This window comes from Brachybacterium sp. AOP3-A1-3 (assembly GCF_052378285.1).
Taxonomy (GTDB): Bacteria; Actinomycetota; Actinomycetes; order Actinomycetales; family Dermabacteraceae; genus Brachybacterium.
The window spans coordinates 15,489-32,524 of sequence record NZ_JBQSXM010000002.1; the positions used below are offsets into that span (position 1 = coordinate 15,489).

Here is a 17,036-nt window from a genome sequence, read left to right on the forward strand (position 1 = left end):
CCGGCAGGGGCTCAGGAACGAGACGACAGCGGACCGGAGGGATGGAACGCGTATGACGACAGCGGTGCTGAGGCAAGCTCCTCCCCGCCGACCTGGCGTAGGTTGGAGGGCGATGACCCAGACAGATCCCGCCCCGAGCCCAGACACGGGCCTTCCGGACGGCGCGCCCGACGGCGACGCCACCGGCGGTGTCGCCGAGTTCGATTTCGAGTCCGAGGCCCTGTCCCACCTCGACTCGCTCTACGGCGGCGCACTCCGGATGACCCGCAATCCCCACGACGCAGAGGACCTGGTGCAGGAGACCTTCATGAAGGCCTTCCGCGCCCGGGACCGATTCACCCCGGGCACGAACATGCGCGCCTGGCTGTACCGGATCATGACCAACGGCTACATCTCGACGTACCGGCAGAAGCAGCGCCGGCCCAAGGAGGCCTGGAGCGACACCGTCGAGGACTGGCAGCTCGCCGAGGTCGGCTCGCACACCAGCAGCGGTCTGCGCTCCGCGGAGACCGAGGCGCTGGACCACCTGCCGGACTCCGCGGTCAAGGACGCGCTGGGCGAGCTGCGGGAGGACTACCGCATGGCCGTCTACTACGCGGACGTCGAAGGCTTCGCCTACAAGGAGATCGCGGAGATCATGGGCACCCCCATCGGCACCGTGATGTCGCGGCTGCACCGCGGCCGTCGCCAGCTGCGCGAGATGCTCTCCGACTATGCCTACCGCAGCGGATACCTGCGCGATGATCCCTCGGCCCCCGCCGCGAGCGGGACCGACCAGGACGACACCCGATCGATGGACCGGGAGGAGGAACGATGAACCAGGACGAGAAGACGGCACGCGACACCGATCTCACCGCGGACGGCCCCACACCGGAGAGCCGCCGCGACCCGCGTTATCGGCTCGACGAAGCCCTGGACGGTGAGCTCCCGCGCGAGACCGTCGAGCGGATGGCACGGCACACGGAGGACTGCCCCGAGTGCGCCGACGAATGGGAGCGCGTGCGGCGCATCAAGGAGCTCGTGCGCCGCAGCTGCACCGAGGACCGTGCGCCGACCTCCCTCCGGGAGCGGATCGCCGTGCAGTGCCGCACCGTCTCCGTCACGCGGACCACCGAGGTCGACGGGACGACCAGCGTGCGCATCACCTCCACCAGCGTCCAGGGGGAGATCCCGGGCAGCTGACCTCGGGCCGAGCTCGGAGCAGCCGGGCACGGCCGGGCATGACAGAGGGCCCCTCCCGAGATGGGAGGGGCCCTCTGTCATGCCGCCAGCAGCGGCATCACGGTCAGCAGTTGGGGCGCTTGCCGTGATTTGCGCCGTTCTTACGGCGAGACTTGCGCTTACGTCCTCGCTTGCTCATCACGTTCTCCTTCCTCGCCCGGGTAACCCGACGATTGTGCCACATGGTGGGGCCCGGCCAGCTCGCGGAACGGGCCGGCAGACCTCGCTGAGGCGGAGGTCACTCGGTCAGGAGGAGGTCCCCAACCAGGAGCCGAAGCCTCCGTGCAGGACCAGCCAGGCCACGAGCCCGTATCCGGTCTGTCCCGGGTGATCCCCCGGGGATCGGGCGACGTCGGTCTCCCACTGCTCGTGCCCGACGAGCCCGCCGACGAGGTCGACATAGGGGATGCGACGGCGTGAGCAGACGTCCTCGAAGGCTCCCGACAGCTCTCGGACGCCCTGCGTGATCCCCGGGTCGCGGCTGGGCGGCGGCCCGACCACGAAAGCCGGGATCCGCAGCCGCTCGAGCCCGTCGAGCACCTTGGCCAGGTTGAGCCGGGAGCGGGCCAGGGAGACCCCGGCCGCGACGTCCGCGCGCCCCAGGGCGAGCACGACGCGGTGATCGACGCTGCCGTCGGACTGTGCGGCCTGATCCATCCGACGCTGCACCTCGTCGTCCCAGCGGTCCGCGAGGGAGGCGGAGGACTCACCGGGCAGCGCCGACGTGAACACGTCGAGGCGATTGTGCGCCCCCTGTTCGCTGGCGACGGCACGGCCGAGCCAGCCCAGGGCACGAGCATCACCGATACCGGCGAGGAGCTCGTCTCCGAGTGCGATGATCCGGATCCGGGAATCCGGATCCGTGGCGGACGATGTGGGCACAGTCTGCACCGGGACCTCCTGGGCCTGGGACGGGAACGTCAACTGTAACGACGGTGGGGGCCGCGGGCGAACCCGCGACCCCCACCTGGCGCTCAGGACTCGAAAGCACGGACGAGCAGATCTTACTGCTCGGCCTTGTGCGTGGCGTTGGAGCCGGTCGCCGGGGAGGCCGACGCGGCACGCGCCACGACCTTCAGCGTGCGGCCCACCTCGACCGCGAAGTTCACGGCCATGAAGGACCAGGCGCCCTGGTTCTGCGGCTCCTCCTGGACCCAGGTGAGCTCGGCGTCGGGGTACGACTCGAGCACCTCGAGGATCTCCTCGGCGGGCAGCGGGTACAGCTGCTCGATGCGCACGATCGCGGTATCGGTCAGCCCCTGCTTCTCCCGCCAGGCGACGAGGTCCCAGTACACCTTCCCCGAGGTGAGCAGGACGCGCTTGACCGCCGAGGGATCGACGGTGGTGTCGGCCAGCACGGGTTCGAAGCCACCGGTGGTGAAGTCCTCGACGGAGCTGACGGCCGCCTTGTTGCGCAGCATCGACTTCGGCGTGAAGACGATCAGCGGACGCTTCGGCTCGAGCTTGGCCTGTCGGCGCAGCAGATGGAAGTAGCTCGCGGGGGTCGACGGGGCCGAGACCCGCATGTTGTCCTCGGCGCACAGCTGCAGGAAGCGCTCGATGCGTGCGGAGGAGTGGTCCGGGCCCTGGCCCTCGTAGCCGTGGGGGAGCAGGAGCACGACGCTCGAGTTCTGGCCCCACTTCTGCTCCGAGGCCGAGATGAACTCGTCGATGATCGTCTGCGCACCGTTGACGAAGTCTCCGAACTGCGCCTCCCAGAGCACGAGCGACTCGGGGTTCTCCACCGAGTAGCCGTACTCGAAGCCGAGCGCGGCGAACTCCGAGAGCGAGGAGTCGTAGACGTTGAAGCGTCCCTGGTCGTCGGACAGGTACGACAGGGGCGTCCAGGTGTCGCCCTTCTCGTGGTCGATGAGGACGCTGTGGCGCTGCACGAAGGTGCCGCGTCGGGAGTCCTGACCGGCCAGACGCACGCGTCGGCCCTCCATGAGCAGCGAGCCGAAGGCGAGCAGCTCGCCATAGGCCCAGTCGATCCTGCCCTCGGTCGACATCTGCTGGCGCCGCGTGAGCACGTTCATCAGCTTGGGATGGACCGTGAAGGAGTCCGGCACCTCACCGAACGCCTGGCCGATGTGCGAGAGCACCTCGGCACCCACAGCGGTCTCGACGGCGTCTCCCTCGACGGCGCCGGCCTCGGCGGCCGCCGTGCGCTGGGAGGCCGGCAGCTCCAGCCCCTGCACGCTCGAGTCCGGATCGACCTCGGAGGCTCCGGCGCGGGTCGCGGCGAAGGCCTCGTCGAGGTGCTCCTGGAAGTTGCGGACCAGGCCCTCGGCCTCGTCCTCGGTGAGGTCGCCGCGCTCGATCAGCGCCTCCATGTACAGCTTGCGCGTGGAGGGCTTGTCGTTGATCAGCGAGTACATCTGCGGCTGGGTCATCGAGGGGTCGTCGCCCTCGTTGTGCCCGCGGCGGCGGTAGCAGACCATGTCGATCACGACATCGCGATGGAACTTCTGGCGGTAGCTGAAGGCGATCTCCGCGACTCGCACGCAGGCCTCGGGGTCATCGCCGTTGACATGGAAGATCGGCAGCTGGGTCGACTTCGCGACGTCCGTCGAGTAGAACGACGAGCGCGAGGAGTCCGGCAGCGTCGTGAAGCCGATCTGGTTGTTGATGACCACGTGCACCGTGCCGCCGGTGCGGTACCCGCGCAGCTCGGACAGGTTCAGGGTCTCGGTGACCACTCCCTGGCCGGCGAAGGCCGCGTCGCCGTGCACGAGGATCGGCAGCACCGGGAACTCCTCGGGCCGCTCGAGGCGGTCCTGCTTCGCCCGGGCGATGCCCTCGAGGACGGGGTTGACCGCCTCGAGATGCGAGGGGTTCGCGGCGAGGTAGACCTTGGTGGTCTCGCCGTCGTGGGAGGTGTAGGTGCCCTCCGTGCCCAGGTGGTACTTCACGTCCCCCGAGCCGGGGTTCTGGCCGAAGTTGCCCTCGAACTCCTGGAAGATCTGGCCGTAGCTCTTCCCGGCCAGGTTGGACAGGACGTTCAGACGGCCGCGGTGGGACATCCCGATGCAGACCTCGTCGACGCCGTCGTGCGCAGCGCCGTGCAGGACGGCGTCGAGCATCGGGATGACGGACTCGCCGCCCTCGAGGGAGAAGCGCTTCTGGCCCACGAACTTGGTCTGCAGGAAGGTCTCGAACGCCTCGGCGGCATTGAGCCGATCCATGATGTGCGTGTGCTCGACCTTGTCGAACGGACGCCGCGGCGTCTCCATCTGGTCCTGGATCCAGGCGCGTTCGTCCGGATCGGAGATATGCATGTACTCCACACCGATGGTGCGGCTGTAGGCATCGCGCAGCACCCCGAGGATGTCGCGCAGCGGCATCTCGTCCTTGCCGCCCAGACCACGTGTGGGGAAGGTGCGATCGAGGTCCCACAGGGTCAGCCCGTGGGTCTCGACGTCCAGATCGGGGTGGTTGCGCACCCGGTACTGCAGCGGGTCGGTGTCCGCCATGAGATGGCCGCGCACGCGGAAGGCATGGATGAGGTCCATGACCCGCGCGAGGCGCTCGGACTTGGAGTCCTTGAAGGGGTTGTCCGGCACCCAGCGGATCGGCTGGTACGGGATCCTCAGCGCCGCGAACACCCGGTCGTAGAAGCCCTCCTTGCCCAGGAGCTTGTCGCCCATGCGCTTGAGGAACTCGCCGGAGGCGGCGCCCTGGATGATGCGATGGTCGTAGGTCGAGGTCAGCGTCATGACCTTCGAGACCGCGAGGTCCGCGAGCGTGGCGGGGCTGGCACCCTGGAACTGCGCGGGATAGTCCATCGCGCCCACGCCCACGATCGTGCCCTGGCCCTGCATGAGCCGGGGGATCGAGTGGACGGTGCCGATGCCGCCGGGGTTGGTCAGCGACACCGTGGTGTGCGCGAAGTCGTCCATCGTGAGCTTGCCGCCGCGGGCCTTCCTCACGACTTCCTCGTAGGCCCTCCAGAAGCCCAGGAAGTCGAAGCGCTGGGCGCCCTTGATGCTGGGCACGACCAGGCCACGGCTGCCATCGGGGCGCGGCATGTCGATGGCGAGACCGAAGTTGATGTCCTCGCGCTTGAGGAGGAGCGGCTTGCCCTTCTCGTCGACCGCGAAGCCGTTGTTCATATCGGTGATCTCGGTGATCGCCTCGATCATCGCCCACCCGATGAGGTGCGTGAACGACACCTTGCCGGCGCGGTTGCGCTTGAGGTGGTTGTTGATGACGATGCGGTTGTCGAACAGCAGCTTCACAGGCACATCGCGCACGGACGTCGCCGTGGGCACCTCGAGCGACTCGTTCATGTTGCGCACGACGGCGGCGGCGGGGCCGCGCAGCTTGACGGTCTCCGGCTCGCGCAGCTCGACGACGGGGATCTGCGCGGTGGTGGTGGGGATCTTCGCCGGGCGGTCCGAGGTGGTCGACACGGAGGGCGTCGGCCGGGAGGTGGCCTTCGCGGGTTCGTCGTTCACAGGAGCAGCTTCCTTCGCGCGCTGAGGGGATGCCGCGGCGGACGCGGCCTGGGGTGAGGGTGCTTCAGGAGCCGGTGCGGGCTCGGGAGCGGCCGACGGAGGGTCGGCCTGCGTGGCGGGATCCGCCTGGGGAGACGTGTCCTCCGGGGTCTTCTCCTGCTGCTCCATCGCAGCGGGAGGACTGCCCGGGGAGGGCTCGTCGAGGGCAGGTGCCTCGGGCGTCAGCTCACCATGGGTGGAGAAGTACTCCGCCCAACTGGGGTCGACGCTGGAGGGATCCTGCTGCCACTGCTCGCGGAGCGAGTCCACGAGCCACTGATTCGGGCCGAATTCCGAGTTCTCGGAGCCCTGTGTCTGCTGTGACACTCTGAGATCGCCAGCCTTCTCACGGTCGAGTGATACGGATAGCCACAGCCTAACGGAGCAGGACTCGTCGCATGCGCCGCTCGCGTGCTCCGGGGGCGTTTGACGGCCCTGTGGTGTGGGACGTCACGTCGCGAGGTGGGCCTGGGGAAGGACCACCCGGATCAGCGAGGAACGGCCATCGCCGTCGACCTCGGTTCGCGGGTCGTCCAGCACCTCGATCGTGCCGCCATGCAGCCCCACGGCCCAGCGCGCGATCGCCAGACCCAGCCCGGTTCCCCCTGAGCTGTCCGCATATCCGCCCCGCTGGAAGCGCTCGAACACCCGGGAGCGGTCCTCGAGGGCGATGCCCGGGCCCTCGTCGTGCACATCGATCCGTACCCCGTCGCCGTCCTCGAGGCAGGCCGCGCTGATATGGATCCGGCCACCTGCGGGGGAATGCCGAGCGGCGTTCTCGAGCAGGTTGTGGATGACCTGATGGATGCGCGCCGCATCGGCGGTGACCATCAGGTCGGCCGGCTCCACCTCGACGATCCAGCGCACGTCCCGGCCGCCGGAGGCGAGGGTCGCCGCGTCGACCACCTCATGGAGGAAGGGAGTGAGCTCGATGTCCTCGAGGTCCAGCTCGACGACCCCGGCGTCGAGGCGGGAGAGGTCCAGGAGGTGGTTCACCAGCAGCGAGAGCCGCTCCGTCTCGGTGAGGGCCACCTCGAGCGCGGCAGGATCCGGTTCGGTGACGCCGTCGACGAGGTTCTCCAGCTGTGCGCGGAGGCCGGCGACAGGAGTGCGCAGCTCATGGGACACGTTCGCGACGAGGTCGCGGCGCATGCGGTCGGTCTGCTCCAGCTCGGAAGCCATGGTGGAGAAGGCCTCGGCGAGCTGGCCGATCTCATCACGGCTGCTGGAACGGATCCGCTGGGTGTAGTCCCCACGGGCCATCGCACGCGCCGCCGCGGTGATCTCCCGCAGAGGAGAGGTCATGCCTCGCGCCAGCAGCTGGGTGAAGACGAGCGCGGCGATCACGACCAGGGGGATGGCCAGCAGCGGCTCGATCCCGGCGCGGATGCTGATCTGGGTCAGCAGCGCCGCGACCAGCACGACAGCACCGACCAGGATCCCGAGCTTGACCTTGAAGGAGCGGAAGCGGTCCAGGGGGCGCACGTCGAGGCGCTCCGGCACCCTGCGGCGCGGGACCTGCGGCGCGGACCCGTCGGCCGGTGGATGCTCCGTGGTCACGGGGAGGACGGGGGGTCGACCGGCGTGCGCAGCGAGGAGATGTCCGTGGGGTCCTCTGCGAGAGAGTCCTCGTCCACGTCCTCCTCCGGGACCTCCAGGGCGTATCCCACGCCGTGGACGGTGCGGACCAGGTCGGCGCCGAGCTTCCGACGCAGCGCCTTGACGTGGGAGTCGACCGTGCGGGTCCCCGTCGCGTCGATCCAGTCCCAGACGTCCGCGAGCAGCTGCTCACGGGTGAGGACGGTGCCGGGGGCGTTGGCGAGGCACAGCAGGAGGTCGAACTCGGTGGGGGTGAGGTGGGCCGGCACGCCCGCCCTCATCACCCGCCGGCCGGCTCGGTCGATCACCAGGTCACCGAACTGCATCGCGACATTCTGCTCGGTCTCCGAGGCGGGCGCCGGGGTCGTGCGGCGCACCCGTCGCAGCAGCGCCTTGAGGCGTGCGGCGAGCTCACGCATGGAGAACGGCTTGGTCATGTAGTCGTCCGCACCGACGCCGAGCCCGACCAGCATGTCGGTCTCGTCGTCGCGCGCTGTCAGCATGAGCACCGGGACCGGCTCGTCGGCCTGGATGCGACGGCAGACCTCGAGGCCGTCGAAGCCCGGGAGCATGACATCGAGGACGACGACGTCGGGGCGCACCTCCGCCACCGTCCGCACCCCGGACGGGCCATCGAGCGCGGTGGAGACCTCCCAGCCCTCGGCGGTGAGCCGGTCAGCGATGGCGCGGGTGATCGTCGGCTCGTCCTCGATCACGACGACGCGCACGGGCTGGGCCGACGGGGATGCTGCCTGGTCCGGATTCGACATGCCGCCACTCTAATGCGCGACGACTGCGACGACCCTGACATCGATGCGCGCGGCGAGTGCGCTGGCAGTGCTCGGCGAGTGCTCCGGGAGTGCTCCGGGAGCGCTGCTGAGGAGCTGCGTGGGCCGGGGCCGGCCGGAGCGAGCGGACGGATCCTGCGGGAGGTGCGGGCCGGGTGGTCAGCGGCGAACGGCAGGGGGAGCCCTCGCAGACGTGACCGAGGACGCCTTCTGGTCGCATCCACAGGTGGCGAGGCACACTCTGCGGACGCGCTCCCGTCAAGACCGGGCAACCTTTGGGGCATTCGGGCAAAAACTTGGCAATGTCACGGGTGACCTGCTGGTCCTTTGGGGTGACGGGGTCGTAGGTTATTCGAGGTTGTTCGGCGACGCGTCCTTCCCCTGTCCGGCGTCGCGCTCGGACAGACGTACGAACCGGAATACGCAGTCGAACTGGAAGCAGGTCTTCACGTGGCGAATCACCGCGCCGATGGACGCGCCTCGGTGCGCAAGCTCCGAGCGATCGGGGGCACCCACCGTGACGCCGCCCTTCCCGCCAGTGCGGTGAAGGTGGGCGTGCTCGGCGTCCTCGCCACCGCCACGATCGCTGCGCCCCTGGCCGCTGCTGCTGCCGGCATCGACGAGACCGCCGCCACCGGCGAGACCGCTGCGGCGCAGGCGCCCCAGTCGGTCGCCCAGCCCGCGGAGGTCCCCGCGGCACCCGTCTCCCTGCCCACCGCAGACCTCTCCGCGAGCGTCGGGACGGCCGGACTCGAGACCCGCGGCGACGACTCCGACTCCACGCGGAGCACGGATCGCACCTCTCCCGCGAAGAGCGAGAAGGCTGCCGACGCCGCGAAGGCCGAGGCCGCAGGCAGCACCGGCATCGAGGTCGCAGCGCCGGCTCCCGAGCCGACCGTCGAGGCGGAGGCCGCACCCGCAGACGCCTCGGCCGAGGCCGACGGTGCCGCGGCACCGGCGGGCAACGGTGGCTACATCAATCCGGTGAACGCCCCGATCACCTCCGGCTTCGGCGGGCGCATGCACCCCGTCCTCGGCTACTTCAAGGGCCATAACGGCGTCGATTTCGGTGCCTCGTGCGGCACTCCCGTGAAGGCGGCCAAGGCCGGCACGGTCGTGGCCGTCGAGTACAACAACGCCTCCGGCAACCGGGTCAAGGTCGACCACGGCAACGGCGTCGTGACCGGCTACTACCACCTGCAGGGCTTCAACACCTCGGTCGGCGCCACCGTCCAGCAGGGCGACACCGTCGGCTACGTCGGGTCGACCGGGCGCTCCACCGGCTGCCACCTGCACTTCGCGAAGATGGACGAGGCGGGCAACTACTCCAACCCGATGTCGATCCTGCGGTGATCCGTTCCGGGGTGCCCCTGGTCCTCGGGGTGGAGTCCTCGTGTGACGAGACCGGGTTCGGGCTCGTCTCCGAGGGAGTCCTGCTCGGACAGGGATTGGCGTCCAGCGCGGCTCAGCACGCAGATTTCGGGGGAGTCGTCCCCGAGATCGCGGCCCGCGCCCATCTCGACGCCGCGGTCCCCACATTGCATCTCGCCCTCGAGGATGCCGGGGTCGAGCTGGCCGACATCACCCACGTCGCCGTCACCTCCGGTCCGGGGCTCGCCACCGCGGTCCACGTCGGCCTCGCCGCGGCGAAGGCGGTCGCCTGGTCGTTGGACAAGCCGCTGTACGGCGTCCACCACCTCGCCGGCCACGCCGCCGCGGACACCCTCGAGCACGGCCCGCTCCCCGAGCGCAGCATCGTGCTGATCGTCTCCGGCGGCCATACCTCGATCCTGGCGGTCGGGGACCTCGTGCGCGATCCCATCGAGCATCTCGGGGACACCCTGGACGACGCCGCGGGGGAGGCCTTCGACAAGGTCGCCCGCCTGCTGGGCCTCGGATACCCCGGCGGACCGGCGATCTCCCGGGCAGCGGCCGGCGGCGACCCGGCCGCCTTCAGGTTCCCCCGGGCGATGCTGCGGCCGGGAGATGCCCCGTTCGTCTTCTCCTTCTCCGGGCTGAAGACTGCGGTCGCCCGCACGGTGGAGCGGATCGAACGCGCCGGCGAGCAGGTCCCCGTCGCCGATATCGCCGCCTCCTTCGAGCAGGCCGTCGTGGACGTGCTGGTCACCAAGGCGCTGCGGGCCGTGCGTGAGCGCAACCTGGGCACCCTGGTCATCGTCGGCGGCGTCGCGGCCAACGCGCGTCTCCGTGCCGTGGCGCAGGAGCGCTGCGATGCCGACGGCATCGAGCTGCGGATCCCGCCGCCCGCGCTGTGCACGGACAACGGCGCCATGATCGCTGCCGTCGGGGATCTCCTCGTGCGCAGCGGGGCAGATCCCAGCGGACTGCGGATCGCCGCGGATCCCTCAGCGGTCCTGCACGGGGCTCAGCTGCCGCTGCCGAGGTGAGGACTTCCTGAGGTGAGGTCCGCCTCACACCTCGGCCCACCAGCCGCCGCAGTGTCCCGTCGGGCCCCGAGGACTTGCTAGACTCGTACGGTCGGCCCGCGTAGCTCAGTGGATAGAGCGTCTGCCTCCGGAGCAGAAGGTCGTAGGTTCGAATCCTGTCGCGGGCACGTCGGACGTCCCCGGTCAGCGGCCCTTGTGGCCCCTGACCGGGGACGTCGTCGTTCCGGCTCCATCACCGGCAGGAGGGCGGAATGCCCGTGCACAGCCCATTCGTCCGCTTCGACGATGTCCCGGGCGGCACCACGCGGCAGTTCTCCGTGTTCCGGGAACAGATCACGGCCCGCACCCTCAGCGAGGTCCGGCCCGCCCTGGCCGCGGTGCAGGCCAGGGTCGACGCGGGCAGCTGGGCGGTCGGCATGATCACGTACGAGGCCGCCCCGGGGCTCGATCCTGCACTGCCCGCCCAAGCGCCCGCCGACGACCTGCCGCTGCTGTGGTTCGGCATCGCGGACGCTCCGGACAGCCCTGATGCTCCTGACAGCCCTGGCGCTCCGGACAGCCCTGATGGTCCTGACCGTCCTGCGAGGCTCGATAGTTCTGACGATCCCGGTGCACCCGGCGGCCGGCTGCCGTCGCCGGCCTCGCGGGACGGCTACGAGATCGGACCGTGGCACGACGAGTGGAGCCCCGAGGACCACGCGGGGAGGATCGCCCGCGTGCACGACGCGATCGCCGCGGGGGAGACCTACCAGACGAACCTCACCACCCGCCGACGCGGCACGGTCACCGGCGACCTGCTCTCGTGCTACCTGGACCTCGTCGTCGCGCAGGGGACCGCCCACGGCGCCTACCTCGACCTCGGCGGCAGCGCGATCCTCAGCGCGAGCCCCGAGCTGTTCCTGTCACGCAGCGGCGACCTGCTCACGACGGCTCCGATGAAGGGCACCGCCGCCCGGCACGGGAGCCCGGCCGCCGATGCCGCCTCGCGTGCCTCTCTGCTGGACAGCGCCAAGGAGCGCGCCGAGAACGTCATGATCGTGGACCTCCTGCGCAACGACCTCTCCCGTCTGGCACGGCCGGGCGGTGTCGCCGTGCCCTCCCTGCTCGACGTGGAGAGGTACCCGACCGTGTGGCAGATGACCAGCAGCATCACGGCGAGAGTGGACCCGGTCATCGGTCTGGAGGAGACGATGGCCGCGATGTTCCCGTGCGGCTCCATCACGGGCACCCCCAAGGCCTCGACCATGGCGCTGATCCGTGACCTGGAGAGCAGTCCGCGGGGTATGTACTGCGGGGCGATCGGATGGATGGGCCCGGCCCGGGACGCCGCGGACGGACCGGTGCCGGCGAGCTCCTCGTTCAGCGTCGCGATCCGCACCCTCGTCGTCGACCGGTCCGACGGATCCGCCGTGTACGGGGTGGGCAGCGGCATCACGTGGCCCTCCAAGGCGGCCGCGGAGCATGCCGAGCTCGGGATGAAGACGCGAGTGCTGGATCTGCTGGGCTCCCATCGAGCCGTGGCAGCGGAGCCGGACCGGGACACCGCGCCGTTCGCCCTGCTCGAGACGCTGGCCGTGGTCGACGGGCTGCCCCGGCACCTCGAGGAGCACCTGGACCGACTCGAGGCCTCCGCGAGCGCCTTCGCCATCGCGTGCGATCGGGATCAGGTGCGCGAGGCGGTGGGCGTCCGGGCGCGGGCGCTCGGGGCGAGCGGGAGCGACGTGATCCTGCGCCTGGCCCTCGGTCAGGACGGCGAGCTCGAGCTCAGCGACCGCGCCCTCCCGGCCCGTGACCGCACGCCCGTGGTCCTCGCCCTGGACGACGTGCTCCAGGACCCTGACGCCCCGGCCGTGCGGCACAAGACGACGGACCGGGCCCATCTCGCGGCGGCCCTCGCCCGAGCCCGGGACAGCAGCGCCGGAATCCCGAGTGCGGGGGACGCGGGAGATTCGGGTGCTGGCGACAGGTGCGCCGTGGGCACGGCGGCTGTGGACGACGTGATCCTGCGGGGCCGCGACGGCCGCGTCACGGAGACGACGATCGCGACCCTGCTCGTGGAGATCGACTCTCGCTGGTGCACCCCGCCGCTCGAGGACGGCTGCCTCGCAGGTGTCGGACGGCGCCTCGCGCTCGAGGCCGGGCAGATCCTCGAGCGCGAGATCACCGTCGTCGAGCTGCGGGCCGCCTCCCGGATCGCCCTGCTCAGCTCGGCGCGCGGATGGCGGCCCGCGGTGCTCAGCTCTCCCGGCGCAGGTCGTTGAGGCGCTTCAGCGCCGTCCCGACCTGGTCGGGTCCGGAGATGCGGTAACTTGCGGCGGTATCACCGTCACCGACCTTGATGCCGACGTCCCGGTCGCCCAGCTGGGCGAAGACGGACTCGTCGGTGACGTCGTCACCCAGGTAGAGCCAGGCATCGGCCGCGCTCGCCCGCGCGAGGGCGTCGATCGCCGCGCCCTTGGAGGTGTGGACCACCGAGAATTCGACGACCTCCTTGCCCGGGGTGACCGTGACATCCGGCAGGGTGACCGCGTACTCGAGCGCGGACTCGGTCGCGTTGATCGACCCGCGGCCCTTGGCATTGCGCGTATGCAGCACGGCGGCAGACGGCTTGGTCTCGACCTCGACGCCCGGGTGCGCGCGGGCGATGCGTCGCAGGTTCTCCGTGATGGACCGCAGCAGGTCCTCCTTCTCGGGAGTCATCGACAGCGCGGCCGAATCGAGCACCTCGGACTGCATCCACGGCGGGAGCGCCCCGACCTCGGCGCCGTGGGATCCCACCAGCACCACGGAGCTCGGCATCCCGGTGTGGGAGTCCAGATCCTCCAGGGCCCGGCCCGAGACCAGGGCGACTGCGACCCCTGGGAGCTCGGAGAGCGCACGGAGGGTCGACAGCGCCTTCGGATCGGGTTCGACGGCGTCGCGGTCGGAGACGATCGGGGCCAGCACGCCATCGAAATCCGAGGCGATGAGGATCCTCGGCACATCCGAGAAGTCCTCGAGAGCTCGATCGAGGGCCTCGGGGTCCGTGGAGTCGCCTCCGGCCAGCCGCACCGTGGGTCGCGTTCCGTGGGCAGGATCGCCCGATTGCTCCAGATGCTGCAGGAAATCGTGCGCCCAGGCCTGGACGTCGTTCTCCATCACCTGATGGCGCAGGGAGCGCATCGCCTCCTCCTGCTCCTCCTCGGGCATGGCGAGCGCGCGCAGGATCGCGGACTTCAGCTCGTCGATGTCGTGGGGATTGACCATGACGGCCGCACGCAGCTCGTCCGCGGCGCCGGCGAACTCGCTGAGCACGAGCACCCCGCGCAGGTCGGGCCGGGAGGCCACGTACTCCTTGGCCACCAGGTTCATGCCATCACGCAGAGCGGTCACGAGCACCACGTCGGCCGCCATGAACAGGGCGGTCATATCGCGACGGTCGAAGGAGCGGTGCTGATAGGAGACCGCCGGACGACCGATCGGGGCGTGGTCGCCGTTGATGCGGCCCACCGTCAGCTCGACCTCGTCACGCAGCTGGCGGTATGCCTCGACGCGCTCACGGGACGGGGTCGCGACCTGGATCATCACCGTGTCGTGCGGGTCGATCGAGCCGTCGTTGAGCAGCTCGCCCCAGGCCTTGAGGCGATGGCGGATGCCCTTGGTGTAATCCAGACGGTCCACCCCGAGGACGATCTTGTGCGGATCGCCGAGATCCCGACGCAGCTGCGCGGCGCGCTCCCGCACCTCCGTGTCCTCGGTGAGCGCGGAGACGGCCTCGGAGTCGATCGAGATCGGGAAGGTCTGCACGAGCACCTCGCGCACCGGGGCGGCACCCACGCCGGGCACGGAGATGACCTGTCCGTCGACCTGGTAGCCCAGCAGCTTGCGCACGGCGCCCAGGAAGTTCTGCGCATCGCTCTCGCGCTGGAAACCGACGAGGTCCGAGCCGAGCAGGCCTCGCAGCATCTGATTGCGCTTGGGCAGCTGGGAGAACAGCTCGACCGAGGGGAAGGGGATGTGGTTGAAGAAGCCGATCCGCACGTCGGTGCGGTCATCGCGGATCATTCGCGGCACCAGCTGCAGCTGGTAGTCGTGGACCCAGATCGTGCCGCCCTTGCTCGCCACCGCTCCGGCGGCGCGGGCGAAGCGACGGTTCGCCGTCACGTACGAGTCCCACCACGTGCGGTGGAACTCGGGGTCGACGATGACGTCGTGATAGAGAGGCCACAGCGTGGCGTTGGAGAAGCCCTCGTAGTACCGCTCGACGTCCTCCTGATCGAGACGGACGGGATACAGGCTCATGCCGTCGGCCTCGAAGGGCTCGGGCGCCGCGCCGGGGGATCCGCCCCAGCCCACCCAGGCGCCGGAGTCGACCGTGCGCATCACCGACTCCATCGCGGTGACGAGGCCGCCGGGGCTCGTGACCCATTCGGTCGCGCCGTCGGGCAGGGTGCGGGAGTCGACGGGCAGGCGGTTGGCGACCACGACGAGGTCGTGGCCCTCGGCCGCAGACCTGTCTGCAGGATCGGACGCAGGACTCGACGGAGAAGGGGACGCAGGACCGGGCACGAGAACTCCTTGACGACGGTCGGGTGGGGCGGGCGACGAGAGCTGTGCGGCGCAGCGACGGGATCGGGCCAGGGCAGGACACCGCGGCAGCTCTCGAGCTCGTGCTCCGAGAGTACCAAGTGCGATCGCTCACCTGTTGTGCCTGTGCCGGGAGAGAAGGCGCCATGACCAGCAGTGCTGACCAGTGCAGATGGCCCCCGACCGGATGGACCGTCGTGCGGCCGCCAGGGTGCGGGGCGACCGTACGACGGACACGGCGCCGCGCGGGGCGCAGCCCCGTCTAAGGTCGACCAGCAGCACGATCCCGTCCGGCGTCACCGGCGCCGACCGGATCCCCGCACCACCCACCTCCGCACCACCCCAGGAGCAGACATGCGCGCCCATGAGGCCGGAGCCCTTCACGGCAACGACGCCGCCCCCACGTGGCTCCCGTACCCCACCGACGTCAACGCGCTCATCGACGGGCTGTGGTCCACGACCACCCGACGCAACTCCGAGGGGGCGGTCGAGGTGGGAGGCGTGGACGTGCGGCGCATCGCCGAGGAGGTCGGGACCCCGGCCTTCGTCCTCGACGAGGACGACTTCCGCGGCCGCGCCCGCGAGTTCCGCGATGCCTTCGCCGAGGCCTTCGCGCCCCATGCCGGAGCCGACGTGTACTACGCGGGCAAGGCCTTCCTGTGCGGGGCCGTCGCGCGCTGGGTCCAGGAGGACGGGCTCGGCCTGGACGTGTGCACCGGCGGCGAGCTCGCCGTCGCGCTGCGCGCCGGGTTCCCGGGGGAGCGCATCGCCCTGCACGGCAACAACAAGTCCGTCGCCGAGCTGCGTCGCGCTCTCGACGCCGGCGTCGGCCGTATCGTGATCGACTCCCTGGACGAGATCGACCAGGTCGCCGCGGTCGCCGCCGAGCTGGGGGTGCGCGCCTCGGTGATGCTCCGGGTGACCACGGGCGTCGAGGCCCACACCCATGAGTTCATCGCGACCGCCCATGAGGATCAGAAGTTCGGTCTCTCGCTCACCGGCGGCGCCGCCTTCGAGGGCGTGCGCCGCACCCTCGAGACGGAGCACCTCGACCTCCTGGGGCTCCACTCCCACATCGGCTCGCAGATCTTCGACACGGGCGGCTTCGAGGTGGCGGCGCGTCGTGTGCTGGATCTGGTCGCTCAGGTCAGGAACGAGCTCGGCCACACCATCGACCAGCTCGACCTCGGTGGCGGCTTCGGCGTCATGTACAACACCCAGCACACCCCGGCGACCCCTACGGCCCTCGCGGTCGGCATCGCCGGGATCGTGGAGAAGCAGTGCCACGAGCTCGAGCTCGACGTGCCGCACGTGTCCTTCGAGCCGGGCCGCGCGATCGCGGGGCCCTCCACCCAGACCCTGTACTCGGTCGGCACCGTCAAGGATGTCCGTCTCGGCGGCCCCCACCACCGGGTCTACGTCTCGGTCGACGGCGGCATGAGCGACAACGTGCGCACCGCGCTGTACGACGCCGACTACTCGTGCCTGCTGACCGGCCGCGTCTCCGACGAGGCCCCCGAGGTGGTGCGTGTGGTCGGCAAGCACTGCGAGAGCGGGGACATCGTGGTCAAGGACGAGTACCTGCCCTCGGACGTGCAGCGCGGGGACCTGATCTCGGTGCCGGTCACCGGTGCCTACTGCTACTCCCTGGCGTCGAACTACAACCACGTCCCGCGGCCTCCCGTCGTCGCCGTCCGTGGCGGAGAGATCCGCACCCTGATCCGTCGCGAGACGGAGGAGGACCTCCTCGGCCTCGACGTGGGGTGATCCGTGCGGGGGCTGCACGGCGGAAGCGTCCCTCGCGCGTCGGGTGCTCCTCGCGTGCAGGGCGTCCTCGCCGCCCTGCCCCCTCGTTCCCGGGCAGGTCCCGCGCGGCCCGGCCCCGCGGGACCTGTTCCCGCACCGTCCATCCGTCGTCCCGCACGTCGGTCATCTGCGTTCATGCTCGGTCACGGAAC

At 70.3% G+C, this 17,036-nt stretch carries 12 protein-coding genes and 1 tRNA gene; 7 read left to right on the forward strand and 6 right to left on the reverse strand.

The features are described from left to right. The first annotated feature begins 112 nt into the window (after window positions 1–112). Both ACT3T5_RS02870 and rsrA read left to right on the forward strand, forming a co-directional pair. Window positions 113–817: a sigma-70 family RNA polymerase sigma factor gene (locus tag ACT3T5_RS02870; RefSeq protein ID WP_444577787.1), complete on the forward strand. Its 705-nt coding sequence runs from the start codon at window positions 113–115 to the stop codon at window positions 815–817. After that, window positions 814–1,182, forward strand: a complete 369-nt coding sequence (rsrA, locus tag ACT3T5_RS02875) for a mycothiol system anti-sigma-R factor (RefSeq protein ID WP_444577786.1) — start codon at window positions 814–816, stop codon at window positions 1,180–1,182. Before ACT3T5_RS02870 ends, rsrA begins: the two co-directional genes overlap by 4 nt. 103 nt (window positions 1,183–1,285) lie before the next feature. On the opposite strand, the gene ACT3T5_RS02880 is transcribed toward rsrA, so the two are convergent. The 5 genes from ACT3T5_RS02880 to ACT3T5_RS02900 all read right to left on the reverse strand — a co-directional run bounded on the left by ACT3T5_RS02880 (window position 1,286) and on the right by ACT3T5_RS02900 (window position 8,086). Continuing rightward, window positions 1,286–1,360, reverse strand: coding sequence for a 50S ribosomal protein bL37 (locus ACT3T5_RS02880; protein WP_370696128.1), 75 nt, complete (start codon window positions 1,358–1,360; stop codon window positions 1,286–1,288). 107 nt (window positions 1,361–1,467) lie between these two features. Continuing rightward, window positions 1,468–2,112: a GDSL-type esterase/lipase family protein gene (locus ACT3T5_RS02885; RefSeq protein WP_444577785.1), complete on the reverse strand. Its 645-nt coding sequence runs from the start codon at window positions 2,110–2,112 to the stop codon at window positions 1,468–1,470. A gap of 113 nt (window positions 2,113–2,225) precedes the next feature. After that, the gene (locus ACT3T5_RS02890; RefSeq protein WP_444593577.1) at window positions 2,226–6,044 is read right to left on the reverse strand and encodes a multifunctional oxoglutarate decarboxylase/oxoglutarate dehydrogenase thiamine pyrophosphate-binding subunit/dihydrolipoyllysine-residue succinyltransferase subunit; all 3,819 of its coding nucleotides are present in this window, start codon (window positions 6,042–6,044) and stop codon (window positions 2,226–2,228) included. Window positions 6,045–6,167: 123 nt separating this feature from the next. Beyond that, window positions 6,168–7,277: a sensor histidine kinase gene (locus ACT3T5_RS02895; protein ID WP_444577783.1), complete on the reverse strand. Its 1,110-nt coding sequence runs from the start codon at window positions 7,275–7,277 to the stop codon at window positions 6,168–6,170. Continuing rightward, complete coding sequence (locus tag ACT3T5_RS02900) at window positions 7,274–8,086, reverse strand: response regulator transcription factor (protein ID WP_444577782.1); 813 nt, start codon at window positions 8,084–8,086, stop codon at window positions 7,274–7,276. The genes ACT3T5_RS02895 and ACT3T5_RS02900 overlap by 4 nt, the downstream gene beginning before the upstream one ends. A 468-nt stretch (window positions 8,087–8,554) precedes the next feature. On the opposite strand from ACT3T5_RS02900, the gene ACT3T5_RS02905 reads away from it, so the two are divergent. The 4 genes from ACT3T5_RS02905 to ACT3T5_RS02920 all read left to right on the forward strand — a co-directional run bounded on the left by ACT3T5_RS02905 (window position 8,555) and on the right by ACT3T5_RS02920 (window position 12,773). Continuing rightward, the gene (locus ACT3T5_RS02905) at window positions 8,555–9,457 is read left to right on the forward strand and encodes a M23 family metallopeptidase (protein WP_444593578.1); all 903 of its coding nucleotides are present in this window, start codon (window positions 8,555–8,557) and stop codon (window positions 9,455–9,457) included. Next, entirely contained in the window at window positions 9,454–10,512 is a 1,059-nt protein-coding gene (tsaD, locus tag ACT3T5_RS02910) for a tRNA (adenosine(37)-N6)-threonylcarbamoyltransferase complex transferase subunit TsaD (protein WP_444593579.1), read from the forward strand. The genes ACT3T5_RS02905 and tsaD overlap by 4 nt, the downstream gene beginning before the upstream one ends. Before the next feature lie 94 nt (window positions 10,513–10,606). Further along, window positions 10,607–10,679 (forward strand) — tRNA-Arg (locus ACT3T5_RS02915). Between the two features lie 84 nt (window positions 10,680–10,763). Further along, window positions 10,764–12,773, forward strand: coding sequence for a chorismate-binding protein (locus ACT3T5_RS02920; RefSeq protein ID WP_444593580.1), 2,010 nt, complete (start codon window positions 10,764–10,766; stop codon window positions 12,771–12,773). Here ACT3T5_RS02920 and ACT3T5_RS02925 read toward each other — a convergent pair. Continuing rightward, a complete protein-coding gene (locus tag ACT3T5_RS02925) occupies window positions 12,748–15,060 on the reverse strand; it encodes a bifunctional alpha,alpha-trehalose-phosphate synthase (UDP-forming)/trehalose-phosphatase (RefSeq protein WP_444593581.1) in 2,313 nt (770 codons plus the stop codon). The two genes, ACT3T5_RS02920 and ACT3T5_RS02925, sit on opposite strands and share 26 nt — an antisense overlap. Before the next feature lie 372 nt (window positions 15,061–15,432). On the opposite strand from ACT3T5_RS02925, the gene lysA reads away from it, so the two are divergent. Continuing rightward, window positions 15,433–16,845: a diaminopimelate decarboxylase gene (gene lysA, locus ACT3T5_RS02930; protein ID WP_444593582.1), complete on the forward strand. Its 1,413-nt coding sequence runs from the start codon at window positions 15,433–15,435 to the stop codon at window positions 16,843–16,845. The last annotated feature ends 191 nt before the right edge of the window (window positions 16,846–17,036 follow it).

Excerpts from the sequence above, each read along its gene's own strand:
- ACT3T5_RS02870 (WP_444577787.1), top strand. The coding sequence starts at position 113 with ATGACCCAGACAGATCCCGCCCCGAGCCCAGACACGGGCCTTCCGGAC.
- rsrA (WP_444577786.1), top strand. The coding sequence starts at position 814 with ATGAACCAGGACGAGAAGACGGCACGCGACACCGATCTCACCGCGGAC.
- ACT3T5_RS02900 (WP_444577782.1), bottom strand. The coding sequence starts at position 8,086 with ATGTCGAATCCGGACCAGGCAGCATCCCCGTCGGCCCAGCCCGTGCGC.
- ACT3T5_RS02920 (WP_444593580.1), top strand. The coding sequence starts at position 10,764 with ATGCCCGTGCACAGCCCATTCGTCCGCTTCGACGATGTCCCGGGCGGC.
- lysA (WP_444593582.1), top strand. The coding sequence starts at position 15,433 with ATGCGCGCCCATGAGGCCGGAGCCCTTCACGGCAACGACGCCGCCCCC.